At 70.2% G+C, this 13,014-nt stretch carries 16 protein-coding genes and 1 tRNA gene; 10 read left to right on the forward strand and 7 right to left on the reverse strand.

Annotated elements, in window-relative coordinates; translation table 11 throughout:
• Positions 1–146 precede the first annotated feature (146 nt).
• Both AC060K_RS08110 and AC060K_RS08115 read right to left on the reverse strand, forming a co-directional pair.
• On the reverse strand, positions 147–767 hold the full coding sequence (locus AC060K_RS08110) for a GNAT family N-acetyltransferase (protein WP_483764917.1): 621 nt from the start codon (positions 765–767) through the stop codon (positions 147–149).
• A gap of 89 nt (positions 768–856) precedes the next feature.
• Positions 857–2,140 (reverse strand): AI-2E family transporter, encoded by a 1,284-nt coding sequence (locus tag AC060K_RS08115; RefSeq protein ID WP_483764918.1) that lies wholly within the window; start codon positions 2,138–2,140, stop codon positions 857–859.
• A gap of 247 nt (positions 2,141–2,387) precedes the next feature.
• Between AC060K_RS08115 and AC060K_RS08120 the strand changes: the two genes are divergently transcribed.
• The 6 genes from AC060K_RS08120 (at position 2,388) to AC060K_RS08145 (ending at position 6,121) form a co-directional block, all read left to right on the forward strand.
• Positions 2,388–2,472, forward strand: a tRNA-Leu gene (locus AC060K_RS08120).
• Positions 2,473–2,599: 127 nt separating this feature from the next.
• The gene (locus AC060K_RS08125; RefSeq protein ID WP_483764919.1) at positions 2,600–3,331 is read left to right on the forward strand and encodes a hypothetical protein; all 732 of its coding nucleotides are present in this window, start codon (positions 2,600–2,602) and stop codon (positions 3,329–3,331) included.
• Positions 3,332–3,390: 59 nt separating this feature from the next.
• The gene (locus tag AC060K_RS08130) at positions 3,391–4,110 is read left to right on the forward strand and encodes a hypothetical protein (RefSeq protein WP_483764920.1); all 720 of its coding nucleotides are present in this window, start codon (positions 3,391–3,393) and stop codon (positions 4,108–4,110) included.
• Positions 4,111–4,188: 78 nt separating this feature from the next.
• Positions 4,189–4,926: a YwqG family protein gene (locus AC060K_RS08135; RefSeq protein ID WP_483764921.1), complete on the forward strand. Its 738-nt coding sequence runs from the start codon at positions 4,189–4,191 to the stop codon at positions 4,924–4,926.
• A gap of 185 nt (positions 4,927–5,111) precedes the next feature.
• On the forward strand, positions 5,112–5,339 hold the full coding sequence (locus AC060K_RS08140; protein ID WP_483764922.1) for a hypothetical protein: 228 nt from the start codon (positions 5,112–5,114) through the stop codon (positions 5,337–5,339).
• A 2-nt stretch (positions 5,340–5,341) separates the two neighbouring features.
• Positions 5,342–6,121, forward strand: a complete 780-nt coding sequence (locus tag AC060K_RS08145) for a Fic/DOC family protein (RefSeq protein WP_483764923.1) — start codon at positions 5,342–5,344, stop codon at positions 6,119–6,121.
• A gap of 23 nt (positions 6,122–6,144) precedes the next feature.
• Here the strand turns inward: AC060K_RS08145 and AC060K_RS08150 are convergent, their stop codons facing one another.
• Positions 6,145–6,543 carry a hypothetical protein gene (locus AC060K_RS08150; protein WP_483764924.1) on the reverse strand — a complete coding sequence of 133 codons (399 nt, stop codon included), beginning with the start codon at positions 6,541–6,543 and terminating at the stop codon, positions 6,145–6,147.
• Positions 6,544–6,636: 93 nt separating this feature from the next.
• Here AC060K_RS08150 and AC060K_RS08155 point away from each other — a divergent pair, with 93 nt between their 5' ends.
• The 3 genes from AC060K_RS08155 to AC060K_RS08165 all read left to right on the forward strand — a co-directional run bounded on the left by AC060K_RS08155 (position 6,637) and on the right by AC060K_RS08165 (position 9,494).
• Positions 6,637–7,812, forward strand: a complete 1,176-nt coding sequence (locus AC060K_RS08155) for a hypothetical protein (protein ID WP_483764925.1) — start codon at positions 6,637–6,639, stop codon at positions 7,810–7,812.
• A 291-nt stretch (positions 7,813–8,103) separates the two neighbouring features.
• Positions 8,104–9,348 carry an SMI1/KNR4 family protein gene (locus AC060K_RS08160; RefSeq protein WP_483764926.1) on the forward strand — a complete coding sequence of 415 codons (1,245 nt, stop codon included), beginning with the start codon at positions 8,104–8,106 and terminating at the stop codon, positions 9,346–9,348.
• A gap of 8 nt (positions 9,349–9,356) precedes the next feature.
• Positions 9,357–9,494: a hypothetical protein gene (locus AC060K_RS08165; RefSeq protein ID WP_483764927.1), complete on the forward strand. Its 138-nt coding sequence runs from the start codon at positions 9,357–9,359 to the stop codon at positions 9,492–9,494.
• Positions 9,495–9,530: 36 nt separating this feature from the next.
• Here the strand turns inward: AC060K_RS08165 and AC060K_RS08170 are convergent, their stop codons facing one another.
• The gene (locus AC060K_RS08170; RefSeq protein WP_483764928.1) at positions 9,531–9,875 is read right to left on the reverse strand and encodes an Imm53 family immunity protein; all 345 of its coding nucleotides are present in this window, start codon (positions 9,873–9,875) and stop codon (positions 9,531–9,533) included.
• Positions 9,876–9,994: 119 nt separating this feature from the next.
• A complete protein-coding gene (locus AC060K_RS08175; RefSeq protein ID WP_483764929.1) occupies positions 9,995–10,183 on the reverse strand; it encodes a hypothetical protein in 189 nt (62 codons plus the stop codon).
• A 190-nt stretch (positions 10,184–10,373) separates the two neighbouring features.
• Between AC060K_RS08175 and AC060K_RS08180 the strand changes: the two genes are divergently transcribed.
• Positions 10,374–10,901 (forward strand): hypothetical protein, encoded by a 528-nt coding sequence (locus AC060K_RS08180; protein ID WP_483764930.1) that lies wholly within the window; start codon positions 10,374–10,376, stop codon positions 10,899–10,901.
• 113 nt (positions 10,902–11,014) lie between these two features.
• On the opposite strand, the gene AC060K_RS08185 is transcribed toward AC060K_RS08180, so the two are convergent.
• Both AC060K_RS08185 and AC060K_RS08190 read right to left on the reverse strand, forming a co-directional pair.
• Complete coding sequence (locus AC060K_RS08185; protein WP_483764931.1) at positions 11,015–11,806, reverse strand: 4'-phosphopantetheinyl transferase family protein; 792 nt, start codon at positions 11,804–11,806, stop codon at positions 11,015–11,017.
• Entirely contained in the window at positions 11,803–12,999 is a 1,197-nt protein-coding gene (locus AC060K_RS08190) for a cytochrome P450 (RefSeq protein WP_483764932.1), read from the reverse strand. Before AC060K_RS08190 ends, AC060K_RS08185 begins: the two co-directional genes overlap by 4 nt.
• Positions 13,000–13,014: the final 15 nt, after the last annotated feature.

The raw sequence follows: 13,014 nt of genomic DNA on the forward strand, positions 1-13,014 counted from the left end.
CATGCGTAACCCCTAGGGGGGCTACTCCGGTTCGAGCGTAGCCACGTCGTGACCTTGGGAACAGGCTTGAACAGAGACTTCTCGCATCGTGGGACGCGGCCCCGCCGGCATCCCCGAGCCAGGCCTGCCGCCCGGCGAACGCTGCTCTACCGGGGCAGCACGGCCTCCGTCGATACCGGGGCCTCGGCCGGCCACGCCTCGTTGGGCTCCCGCGGGTCGCCCGGCAACAGCGTGCCGAACCACGCGTCGCGCCGCCTCCCCCGCTGCACACCGTGCCCGCGGATGGTGCCCTCGACCCGGAACCCGAGCTTCCAGGCCACCCGCCGCGACGGCCAGTTGCCCACGTACGCGAGCCAGGTCGCGCGCGCCAGCCCGAGGCCCTCCGGGTCGAAGCCCCAGTCGAGAGCGAGGTGCGAGGCCTCGGTCACCAGGCCCCGGCCCCGTGCCGCCGGAGCCATCCAGAACCCGAGACCCGCCGACCGGATACCCGGGGCGGGGTCCTCAACGTCCAGCCCGACCATCCCCAGGACCGGACCGTCGCACGCCCCCGGATCGCGGATCGCCCAGGTGAACGACCGCTCCGTGGACCATCCCGGGGCCACGACGCTCTCGATGAACGCCACGGCGTCCTGGCGCGCGTACGGGGTCGGGACCGTGTTCCAGGCCTCGATCTCCGGGTCCTGGCACGCCTTCCAGACGTCGTCGACGTCGGCCAGCGTGGGCACCGACAGCCGGACTGTCTCGTTCGCCAGGACGAAGGGCTCCATGATGTCCACTCTGCCACACCGAAACGGGCCTTCACCTGCAGATTTGCGCCGCGGATCCCGGGTGACCCGGGGTCGGTGGCGGCCCCGGGTCAGGGCGAGGCGGTGCCAGGAGGTGCGGGTCCGGCGTCGGCCGGCCGGCGCTCCGCGTCCTCCCCCGACTCGATCCGACGCAGCGTGCTGTACACCGCCCACGCCACGGCGATGAGCGGCACCGCGATCACCGCCCCCAGGAGGCCGCTCACGACGGTGCCGGCGGTGACGCCCAGAGCGACCACGACGGGGTGCAGGGCCACCTGCTTGCCCATGATGAGCGGCGTCAGGACGTGGCCCTCGAGCTGGCCGATGCCCGCGATGCCGATGGTCACGATGATCGCCGTGACGAAGCCGTTCGCCGCGAGCGCCACCACCGCGGCGATGATCATGGCCAGGGGCGCGCCGATGATCGGGATGAACGCGCCGATGAACACCAGGACGGCCAGCGGAGCCGCGAGAGGCACACCGAGGATGGCGAGGAAGATGCCGGCGAGGAGGCCGTCGGCGAGGGCCACGATCACCGTGCCGCGCGCGTAGCCGGAGAACGTGTACCAGCCGGCGCCCGCGGAGGCCTGCCACCGCGACCGCTGCCGGGCGGGCATCTGACCGAGGAACCACGCCCACATCGACTTGCCGGACGAGACGAAGAACACCGTGCAGAAGATGGACAGCGCCAGGATGGCGAAGCCCTCCGCGAACGACCCGGCGCTCTGCGCGGCGCGGGAGAGCAGCGAGTCGGAGTTCTGCTGGATCCAGGTGCGCGCGTCGTCGAGCCACTGCTCCCGCTGGTCCAGGTCGATGTTGAACGGGAGCCCCTCCACCAGGGTCACCAGCTGGTCGATACCGGTGTTGAACTGCTCCGCGAGCCGTTCCCACTGCCCCGCCACCGACGCCACCACGTACGTGAGGAGGCCGCCCATGACCACGATGCTCGACAGGATCGCGAGGACCGTGGCGAGGGGCCTCGGCATGATGCGGGAGTAGAAGTCGGCCACCGGGTTCAGCACCGACGTGAACACGAGGGCGAGGAACACCGCCACGAACACGAGCTGCACCTGGCTGACGCCCCAGAACACCAGCGCCACGCCCGCCGTCAGCGCGATGAGGCGCCACGAGTAGCCGGCGGACGTGCGCAGCCACGCGGGGACGCCGTCGGGCGCCGGGGCCGGGAGCGGGAGGGTGGCGACGTGGAGGGGTGTGGTGAGGCGGGGCGCCGCGGCCGGCTCGTCGCGCGAGGGGTCCTGGTGCCGGGGGTCCGGTTGGGCGGGCCCCTGGTGCGCGGGCCCCTGGTGCGCGGGCGTAGCCCCGTGCCCGACGACGCCCTGCTCGCCTCTCGCCACCAGGCCACCTCCGCAGCTCCCGGCCGGGCACCCCGGCCGTGGCCCAGTCTGCCGCAGGGGTCACCCGGTGGCAGGCTGGACGAGCGGCGTGGGCGTTTTCCGCGGACTGTCGCGGCTCGCGCGGGGTGGGCGGGGGCCCGAGGCGGGGCGGGCGCAGGTCACAGCCCCGCCGATTCACGTACGACCCCTCCATCGTGCTATCTTTTTCCACGCACCGGAACGGCGGAAACGCCGCGAAGGTCCACCTGTCCGGGTGGCGGAATGGCAGACGCGCTAGCTTGAGGTGCTAGTGCCCTTTATCGGGCGTGGGGGTTCAAGTCCCCCTCCGGACACTCGTTGAGACAGCGACACAGAAGGCCCCCGACCTCCACGTCGGGGGCCTTCTGTGTTGTCGGGCGGGGGCCGCCGGCTGGACCACCCCGGCGAGGACGTCCGGCCCGGACTGGCAGGATGCGCCGTGTGACACCTCGTCTGTCTGCCGCGCTGGACGCCGTCGACCACATCTTCGGTGGATTCACGTGCGCTGCGGACAACCCATGTACCCACTGCTACGGCGATGACGGGATTCCCGAGCTCACCCTCCCGGGCGTGCTGCTCGGACCGGACCTGCTCGCCTCGCTGACCTACCGGACACCGAGCCTGTTCGAGGATCACGCGGCGATGGTCCGCAGGATCCTGCCGCAGATGGCTCGCGGTCTGGCCGACGGGACCGTCCACACCTTCTGGCCCGCGGAGCACTGCCTGGCTCGTACCGGCTGGCGTGGATGGCCGGATGACCAAGCCCGTGTCGTCAGTGAGGTGATCGAGGCGTGGTGGGAGGACCTCGTCACGACCCCCGACCCGCTGCATCCCGTCTCTCAGGCGTTCGCGACCTATGCCGCCGTGAGCGGTGACCTCGCCCGCGCCCTCGCGTCCTGGCCCGACGACGACGTCGCGAACCGGCACTTCGCGGCGGTCAGCCGTGAGTGGCTCGACGACCTCATCGTCGACGACGACCCCATCGACGTCCTGCCCTTCGACTCAAAGCCGACAGTCGCGGAGATCATGTCCGCCTGGTACGTGACCACGGGGGCCGAACGGCTCCGGGCCACAGACGGCGCGCTTGCCGACCTGGCGGCCCTGCTGGGTCTGCCCTACGGCGAACGCCTGAGCCGGCTCTACGGAAACGCACCGGCCGACGCACCGGCCTGACGGAAGGTTGCGGTCGCTCGCGACACGGCAACCGCAGCGCGCACCCCTACGATGCCCAGGTGCCCGACGACGCCAGCGAACGCCTTGACGCGACCATCACCTACCTGCGAGACACGCTCAACGGCCTGCTGCGCCGTCCCGGGATGTACGTCCCGGGACCGGGCGGCACTCATTCGGGAACCTGGCTCCTCGGGAACACCCTCGCGATCGCGGAGGGACGCCCTGATGCCTGGAAGCACCAAGAGGAGCTGCTGCAAGAGCGCCGCGCCTGGACCCCCACCGGTCTCAGCGGCGCGTTCCGCAACGCCCTCGGAATCGACCCCCCGGAAACGATCGCCTCGATGCTCGCCATCTGTGCTCACCGGCTCGGCTGGCTCGACGTCGCGCGGCCTCTGAACCCGGACGAGTACACCTCGCTGCGCGCCGCCGTCCCGGAATTCACCGGGCAGGACACGACCCGCGACGAGGTGGCGCGCCGGTTCGGTCCGCCGTCGCTCCAGATCTCCTCTGGGGGCTGGTCTCACGTCAGTCTCCTGTACCTGAGCGACAGCGCAGCCGAGCCGGCGATCACCTTCCATTTCGATTCGCCGCCGATCAAACCCGGCCTCGACACCGACAAGCTGCTTGCCGTGCACGTCGACGAAGGGCTGTTCCTCGACGGGTTCACCCACACACCCCACGGCCGCGCGTTCCGCACAGCGGACATCGCTGACCGCCAGGAGCGGGCTCGCGCCGCGGTGCAAGAGCACAACCGGGATCGGGAGAACCGGAAGCACTAAGCAGGCCTGGATCCGAGGGTCGCACCGGTCGATCCGGTATCAGACCACGCGACGACCGTGATGCGGGACGATGTGTCCGTGCAGCAGCAGACCATCGATGCAGAGGGCTCGTGCGAGGCGTGGATCAGCCCACGGCTGGCCATGACGTTCCGACCAGCTTCGGCGCCGGTCACCGAGCCGTTGATGAAGCTCGGCGGGCAGCCGGTATGGGTCGACCAAGCACAGTGGCCGCTCTCGCGCGAGGACGGCGACCAGATGATGTTCGTGGGGCAGTTCCCCGTCCCCGGCTTCCCTGGCCGCGTGGCCTACCTCTTCATCACGGACGACGACACCGGCACCTACGGAACATGGGGTGCCGAGGACGGCGAGAACGCGCTCATCGTCCAGCCCGGCGGCCGAGTACCCGCCTTTCTGAACACCATCGAGGAAGCGACCGGCCCGACCCTCTGGCGACGCGGCTCCGACTGGAGGGACAAGATTCCCGTCGAGCTCGCTGTCGACCTCACGCCACTCACGCAGGAAGAAGACCGCGAGCACGATGCCCGGGCTGCGCGCGGCGCCGCAGAACGCCAGGGCATCTACCTGGACTTCCTGGTGAACGACCTCGATCTGCCCTACAGCTACGTCGGGGGCGCACCGGTCTTCTGGCAGCCGCAGAATCCTCCAGTATCGGACGAATGGCGCTTCTTCCTCCAGATCGACGACTGCGAAGGCGCGAACGACGAGCCGTTCACTCTGAACCTCGGCGGGGGTACCGGCTACGCCTTTCTCTCTCCTGACGGCCTTGAGGGACGCTTCGCCTGGGACTGTGTCTAACGTTGTCCGGTAAACCGGTGTGGATCAACGAGGGCGATGCCTTCACCGGTCGAGGTACCTGACGACACAGGTGCGGCGGTGACGCGTGAAGTTCGAGTGGCACACAGGCCCACGACGACGCGTGTCGCCCTCCTGGCAACATGGCCACGCCGAGCCGTAAGATAGAGGGCACCGTAGGAGGCCAGATGAAGATTCCCCGCCGCAAGAAGCGCCACGCGCTGACCCCTCGCCAGGTCGAGGAATCGATCCGCTTCGCAGACGGCGCACTGGCCGCCGCAGGACACACCGTGAGCGGCGTCCAGGTCCGTGCCGACGCACGTCGCGCGCTGCGTGGGGAGATCTCGTTCGACGACGCGATCAAGCGCGCTGCCGCGCGAGCGCGAGAGGCCGAGCGGAACCGAGTGGCCAGCTGATCGTGGGTTTCCCCACGTGGGAGTCGTACTTCTACCCCGGTACGGAAGTCCTGCGGAACAAGGCAGGACTCCGGGATGCTGACGCGCTTCGCGAGTTCGAAGAGGAAGCCGCGTTCCTGCGCATGTCGGAGATCCTCCTGCAGAACCCGGTCCCTGGCGACCTCGATCGCGCTCACCTGTGTGCGATCCATCGGCGCGTCTTCGGTGACGTCTATGCGTGGGCGGGCCAGGAGCGGACCGGGCCTACCTTCCCGATGAGGATGTCCAAGAACGGACCCTCGCCCTCAGCGATCGCTGAGGGACGGTACGACGCGCCCGCCGACCATCCCTACGACTACTACCCAGCCGGGGATGGCATGGTTGAGCATTTCGACCTCTGGATCCGTCGCCTTCACGCGCGTGACGACTACGCCGCGATGGACGCCCGCGACTTCGCAAACGCGATCGCCGAACCCTGGGGCGAGCTCAACGTGGCGCACCTCTTCCGCGAGGGGAACACCAGGACTCAGGTCGCGTTCTTCACGTACTTCGCCCGACACCACGGCCACGAGCTCGACTTCGGCCGCTTCACCGATCCACGATTCCGGCTCAAGTTCAACGCGGCAAGGTTCCTCATACAGGCCGCAAAGGGTGACCAGCTGTTCACCGACGCGCTCGCGGAAGTGATCGATCCGGAGCCCGGCCGTGACCAGGTCTTCGAGCGCTCCGACCACGGTGATGCGCCCGACGACTACCAACCGCACTACACATCGAAAGCTCCGGAGGACGGGTCCGACGACTGAGCAACGCCTCGCGTCTTCGCAGGTCAGATCGTCTTCGCCAGCTCGTAAGGGCGTGAGGATACCTGCAAAGTCCCCCTCCGGACCCTCGTTGAGACAGCGACACAGAAGGCCCCCGATCTCCACGTCGGGGGCCTTCTGTGTTGGGCGGGGGCCGCCGCGCCGCGCGGGTAAGCAGCGGGCGCACCGCGCGGCGGTTCCGGCTGGTCCAGCTCCCGCACGATGGCGTCCGCGACCTCGCCCAGCTGAGGCCACGGGTCATCCGGGTACAGCCCGGCCAGCTCCGCCAGCGCCGGCGAGTCCAGCCCTGCGACCAGCCCGTCGACCGCCGCCTCGATCAGCGCCGCACGAGTCGCCGGCCCGACCTCCTCACGGAAGAAGCAGATCACCCTCGGCAAGGCGTCTCCGGGCGTCGTCCGGTCCATGCGGGCAACCTACCGGGCACCCGCGCGTGCCGAACCGGAGCCGCCCTGGCAAATCGATGGCGCCCCTCCCACCGTGGTCGTAGCGTTCCCCCGATGCGCATCGTGACCATGCCCGGCACCGCCGATCCAGCGTCCACGCTCGGGATGCTCCAGCGCGGCCGCGGGGCCGGGTGGCTCGGCGCGGCGAAGGCGTCCGACGGCGTCTCGCTCCTCGTGCACTGCCTGCGGCACGACGCACGTCGGGACACCCAGGTCGAGTCGCGCAGCGGCTACCACGCACGCCTCGCGCTGCGCCTCGCTGTGGACCCTGCCCTGATCGGCGAGGTCGCCCGAGACGCTCAGGACGACGACTACCTGCCCCGCGACGTCCTGAGCGCCATGGCCCGACGGGGCTCGTCCGAGGCGCAGGTCGTCCTCGCGACGTTGCCGGCCGACGACGAGGACGAGCGGCGCGCGACACCACCGCGTCCGCCGTGCCCACCTGCGGACGCGCCCATCGAGCGGGTCCTGGCCTGGCCGCACAGAGACTGCCTCACATTCTTCATTCCGCGCTTCGCCGCGACCACCGACAGGCGTGAGATCGACATGATCCGCGTTACCGCGCTAGACCCGCAGCAGCCGAGGGCACAGCGCGGGGCTCTGGCCTTGCTCGGAGCCCGGGGCGACCTCACAGCCCTCGACTGGGCCGAGCGGAACCTTGCCGCGAACACGGTCGGCCGCGAACGTGCGAACGCGCTCGCCTACCTCCGCTCGATGCCTTCGAGAGTCACGCTCCCGCTCGCCAGAGCATGGCTCGTGCGGGACGACGATCGCCGCGGCGCCGCGTGCAAGCTGCTCGCCCACCATGCCGAGCCCGTCGACTTCCCCGCGATCCGCGACGCACTGGCCACGGCCGGCGACAACTACTACGACCTGTGCGACCTCGTCACCGCCCTTGGCAGCCTCCCCGACGACGGCCCGTATCCCGAGCTCCGTACCGTGTACGAGGTCGTGGACTACTCGTACGCCCGAGCCCGCGCGGCCGAGGCCTTCGCCGCCACCGACCCTGCTTTCGCGGAGGAGCTCGCGGAGGAGTGTCTCTGGGACTGCGAGGACCCCGTCCGCGCCCTCGGCGCCCGCCACACGCCCCTCACCGCGACCGCAACAGCCCGCCTCCACGAGCTGGCCGGGGACCCCCACGAAGAACCTGAGGTCCGTGACGCGGCTCGTGGACGGCTCGGCAGGCTTCGAGAACAGCGAGCCGCCCACCCCATCGCTCCCGCCGAGTAGCGACGACATCCACCTCCTGCGGGGCACCCACGCAGCCTGACGTCTCCCGGCTCGTGCCACCCTGATGAGGCGGTGCCAGCGTGTGGATACCTCACAGCGAGAAGCACGGCCCCGGTCGGCACCCTCCCTCCATCTACGATTCCAGGGCGAGGACAAGGACCGCCGTTTGAAGGGTGCTGCGTGGGTTCGCTTCGTGAGTTCGATACCTGGGAGCCGCTGTTGCGTGCGGTGCGCATGCAGAACCCTGACATCAGGCGCTGGGCAGGGGCCATAGGACACGGGGGTGCGGTCGTGCCCCGCTCGGACGTCGCGACAGACATCGACCGTGCCGAGCTCGACGCCGGCCTGCTGCGAGTGCAGGACGCGCTGCGCCCGGCCGGTCTGTGGACGGTGAGCTTCTCGGTGCAGTACGAGGACGACGAGCATGCCGAGGTGCGACTCGCACCGGCCTCGGTGGACCAGGTATTCCCGGTCTCCGGCTCGAACACAACCGGCGACGTGGTACTCGTCGACGGTGCGCGTCCCGAGCCGCTTCGCCGTCAGCCGGAGGCCTACCCAGCCACCGCAGCGCCGTCGGCCGACCCCGTCCGGGTCGAGCAGGTCCTGCGCGAACGACTGCCCGACGCTGTCGGCGCGACCGACGCCCAGATCAAGGCCACCGAGCACGAGCTCGGCATCACCCTGCCGGACGAGCTCAAGGCCGTCTACCGCGTCACAAACGCCGAACACGGAGGCGACTGGGACCGGTATGCCCGTGAGGCCGAAGTGCTGGGCTTCGTCCTGCGCCCCCTGGAGGAGCTGTACTTCGCCGACACGATCGACCGGGGGCTCTCGTTCGAGGACGCCGCCACCGTGGCAGTGACAACCTCATCTTCGGACGCCGTCCAGGCCCTCATCATGTCCCCCGGCTGGCTCGTGATCGGCGACCTGTCCGACGGCGCCGGAGTACCACTCTGCCTCGACCTCACCCCCGGCCCCGCGGGCCACCTCGGTCAGCTCATCGCGCTCGACCCGGGCTGGCGCGTCGGCGCCTGGCTGCGCGCCGAGTCCATCACGAGCCTCGTCCAGGACGGCCCCGTCGAGGACGACAGCGTCCGGGAGCCCGGCAGAAAGCCACCCGCCGTCGTGATGGTCAACTCCGCCGAGGGTCGGGACATCCAGCGGGCTGCGGGCGCGGACCTCGAGGTGCTCCAGATCGGCTCGTGGGACACCGAACCGACGGACCTGGCGCGTCTCGTCGGCCTGCCCAGGCTCCGCACCCTGACCGCGATGCCGGGCAAGGTCGCCGACCCGCTCGTCATCGGACGGCTCACCACTCTCGAATACCTGAAGATCGGGCTCAACGAGTGGGAAGCCCTCATCGCCGCCGACGCCGTCCCACCCTCGCTGCTCGCCGCAGGGATCTCGGGCTACGACAACTCCCCCACCCGGACACGCGACGTGTTCGACGCACTACGCAACCAGTGGGGCATCGCCGGCCGGGACGCGGCGCGCCGCACCATCGTGGGTCGGCTCGGCCTGCGCAGGGGCAAGTAGGTGTCTCGATGATCCCGCCCGCAGTCGTGTCCGGCGACGTTCACGCAACCTGGCTTTCCGAGCCCAACACCGGCCGGGACTGGATGAGCGCGCTGGCCACTCAGCAGGCTGACCTCGCCTGCACGATCATGGCCGCGTCACGCTGAATCGGGTCCGGTGAGGTACGAGCGCACCGAGGTCGCCTACTCATCGCCTTCGGCCCGCACGAAGTCCTCAAAGGCTTCATCAAGTATCACGACCGCGTCCGGACTGCAGGCTCCCTTGAACATCGCGCCGTCGCTCGCGAGGTGAATCCACCCGCCACCTGCCAGATCGGTCCGTCGGGGTACGAGCTCACGGCCTTCGCACAGTGTGTCGATCAGGTCGACTTCGATCGACCATCCGGGGTTGTCCAACGACTCGATCCGAACACCGAAGGAGTGCTCCCACTCCCCGTCGCACTGCGCCGCGTACCAGTTGACGATGAAAGGCATCCCCTGTCGCTCATCGCCGGCAGCCGATCGACGGTCCCCGTGCTCCTGTGGCATGTGCGTCACCTCCGTGCGGGGCGTTGATGGCATCATCCGGGCGCCAGGCACGTCTCATCGAGGACAACCAGGCCGTCACAACACCAGTACGGTACGCGGATGCGCTGGCATCCCTGGTGTCAGGGCGGGGCATCGTCGTCGCGGATCTTGACCGTAGCCCGGCCGACGGCAGCCTGTTGATGACGCACGCCGTCGTCCCGCTGCCCGCCGATCATCGGGATGCCTCGGAGGTCTGCGTCACCGTCCTGCCCGATGGCAAGGCCGTCGTGTATGTCGCCTGGAACGCGGTCCGCCGGCTCGACCTCCACGGGAGCGTGGTCTGGTCCCACGACCTGGGGTCCGGTGGAAATGAGGGCGCGGCCGTGACTGTGGGCCCTGACGCCGGTGTGGTCTGGGTGTGGGCGTCCCAGATGACGGACGACGGCTCTCGACGCGGCGGACCTGTGGTCGGTCGGCTACGGAGGGGAGTTCTTCGCGCACCCGGACGGTTCGGTCATCGTGTCCGTCGGCCAGGGTCAGTGCGGCCCGGCCAACTTCCACGCGCGGTTCGACGGCGGCTTGCTCGTGGTCGAGGAGTTGACTGGGCCGCTGCGGGACGAACGGTGGCTGGTGTCGTTGTCCCCGAGTGGCGCCCGGCTGGTGGCGTTCCCGGACGGGGTATGGGACGAGCTCCTGGTCCATGCCTGGCCAGGTGGCGAGGTGCTGATGTCGTTCAAGGCGCCGGACCTGCTGCCGGAACAGTCCCGCTCGGATGAATCGACGTTCGAGTGGACGACGGGCTTCCTGAACAACGGCCAGCTCCTCATGACGATCGAAGTCGCTCAGAAAGCTCTGCTGGTCCGGGTCGACCTGGAATCGGGTGCCTCTTGGGTGATCGGCGAGCCGTTCGCGGCTACCCGCAACGTAGTCCCGCTCGCAGACGGCACCTGGATCACGGCTGACGGCCGGAACGAGAGAGGATCCCCCCGGCGCCGTCGCCGGTTCAAGCTGGAAGCACTACCAGCAAGCGTCATTGACCCGGCGTAGGCACCTGATGGGCCGCGTGCTCGATGACAGGCCCGGGAGGACCGAGAACAACCTTGTGCAGGCAACCAGGGCCGGTTGCCTGCACAAGGTTGTTCTCGGCGCGTCAGCGCGGCTCACCCGCCGGGCGCCACCTGCACGTCGAAGACGTCGCACCACTCCGCGTCCGACGCCGGGGCGTGCGCCCCCCGGACGGCCGCGAGGCGGACGCGCGTCCGGCTGGCGCACGGTGTGACGATCGAGACGACGGCGTCGTCCAGGACGTGCGAGACGCCCTTCATCGCGGGCAGGTTGAGGAACCGGACCTCGAAGACTCCCTGGCCCGCGGGCTCGATCGCGGCGACGTCGAGGACGTGCGGGGCGACGGCGAGCCCGGTCCGCAACGTCTTGCCCGCCGCCTCCCGCGCCGTCCACAGCACGAGCGCCGCGGTGTCCGGCCCGAGCCCCGCACGCTCCGCCACCTGCCAGTCCCCCGGGGTCGCGGCGCGGCGCGCCGACCGCGCCGTCCGCCACGACCGGCGCTCGACGTCGACGGCGACGGGGCGGCCACGCTCCGAGGCGACCGCCGCCGCCAGCCCCGGACAGTGGGAGATCGACACCTCGGCCACGTCCGCGTCGTCGAGCGTCGCGAGCGGCTGCCCCAGCGGCCCGCGGAGCACCTCGGCCCGCAGGCCGACCGCGGGCGGCAGCCAGTGGGCCAGCGCCCGGTGGGCCGCCGAGCGCCCCAGCCGGTACGCCTCGAACCGGTCCGGGCTCATCCGGCTCCGGAACGTCCGGGACTCCGCCCGTTCCCGCGGCCCCCAGGGATGCACCCAGCCGGAGCCGGACCAGTCGTCCAGGAGGACGAGCACCCCGGCCGGCGCCCCGGCCGGCCGGCACTGCACCGCGCGCGTCCCCGGCAGCATCATCCCTCCGGCGTGACGAGGAACGGCAGGTGCGAGTAGCCGTAGGACCCCTGGCGCGTGCGGAGCGCCGGCGGGTCCGCCGGGTCGATGGTGAGCCGGTGGACGTGCGGCAGCCAGCGCCGGAACGTCTGCTCCCCGAGCACGCGGGACAGCGCGGCGCCCGGGCAGAAGTGCGGCCCGCCGCCGAACGCGAGGTGCTTCTCCTCGTCGGAGCGCCCGAGGCGGAACTCGTCCGGTGCCTCGAACACGTCCTCGTCCCGGTTCGCGGATCCGAGCAGGACGTGGACGAGCGAGCCGGCGGGGATGTCGACGCCCTCGACGGTGCAGTCGACGGCGGTCCGGCGTGCCGTCCACTGGGTCGGGGCGTACAGCCGGAGGAACTCCTCGATGAAGTCGCCGACGAGCGCCGGGTCCTCCGTCACGGCCTCCCGCAGGTCAGGGCGCTGCGACAGGAGGAGCACGCCGCCGCCCAGCAGGTTCATCGTGGTCTCGTGGCCGGCTGCCACGAACGACCAGCCGGTCACGACCAGCTCGTCCTTCGAGAGCTTCCCCTCCGACCTGCCCTCCACGAGCCGGGTCAGCATGTCGTCCTCGGGCGCCGACTCCCGGAGCCGGGCCTGGGACTCGATGTAGTTCCCGAACTCCATGAGGTCCTCGAAGAACCCGGGCGCCTCGTCCGGGTCCATCCCGGCGCCCACGGAGAAGAAGTCCATCACTGCCTGCGACCAGCGGCGCAGGTCCTTGCGCCGGTCGAGCGGGATACCGAGCAGGACGCTGATGATCCGTAGGGGCAGCAGCGTCGAGTACCCCTCGACGAACTCGACCCGGTCCTTCGCCAGGATGTCGTCGCGGAGCTCGTCGACGATCTCGCCGATCCAGTCGGCCATGGCCGTCATCCGCCGGGCGTGGAGCGCCTGGTTCGTGAAGTGGCGCATGCGCCGGTGGTCCGGGGCGTCGCGGTTCACCATCATCGGGAGGTTGAGGTAGTCGTCCTTGCGCACCTGGGACGAGAACACCTCGGGCGTCTTGAGCGCCATGGACACGTCGCGGTACCGGCTCAGGACGTAGACGTCCTCCCCCTCGAAGGTGTAGCCGGGCAGGAACAGCACGGGGTGCTCCCGGCGCAGCCGCTCGTACGTGGGGAAGGGGTCGGTCCGGTACGTCCTGTCGGCAAGGTCGAGCGTGATCGAAGACATGGTTCTGCCCTTCTG

The sequence above is a fragment of the Antribacter sp. NEAU-D49 genome (assembly GCF_057158775.1).

What these genes read in the sequence shown, in the direction of transcription:
- AC060K_RS08110 (WP_483764917.1), bottom strand. Translation starts at nt 767, where the DNA reads ATGGAGCCCTTCGTCCTGGCGAACGAGACAGTCCGGCTGTCGGTGCCC.
- AC060K_RS08140 (WP_483764922.1), top strand. Translation starts at nt 5,112, where the DNA reads ATGAAGATTCCCCGCCGCAAGAAGCGCCACGCGCTGACCCCTCGCCAG.
- AC060K_RS08150 (WP_483764924.1), bottom strand. Translation starts at nt 6,543, where the DNA reads ATGGACCGGACGACGCCCGGAGACGCCTTGCCGAGGGTGATCTGCTTC.
- AC060K_RS08155 (WP_483764925.1), top strand. Translation starts at nt 6,637, where the DNA reads ATGCGCATCGTGACCATGCCCGGCACCGCCGATCCAGCGTCCACGCTC.
- AC060K_RS08165 (WP_483764927.1), top strand. Translation starts at nt 9,357, where the DNA reads ATGATCCCGCCCGCAGTCGTGTCCGGCGACGTTCACGCAACCTGGCTT.
- AC060K_RS08170 (WP_483764928.1), bottom strand. Translation starts at nt 9,875, where the DNA reads ATGCCACAGGAGCACGGGGACCGTCGATCGGCTGCCGGCGATGAGCGA.
- AC060K_RS08185 (WP_483764931.1), bottom strand. Translation starts at nt 11,806, where the DNA reads ATGATGCTGCCGGGGACGCGCGCGGTGCAGTGCCGGCCGGCCGGGGCG.
- AC060K_RS08190 (WP_483764932.1), bottom strand. Translation starts at nt 12,999, where the DNA reads ATGTCTTCGATCACGCTCGACCTTGCCGACAGGACGTACCGGACCGAC.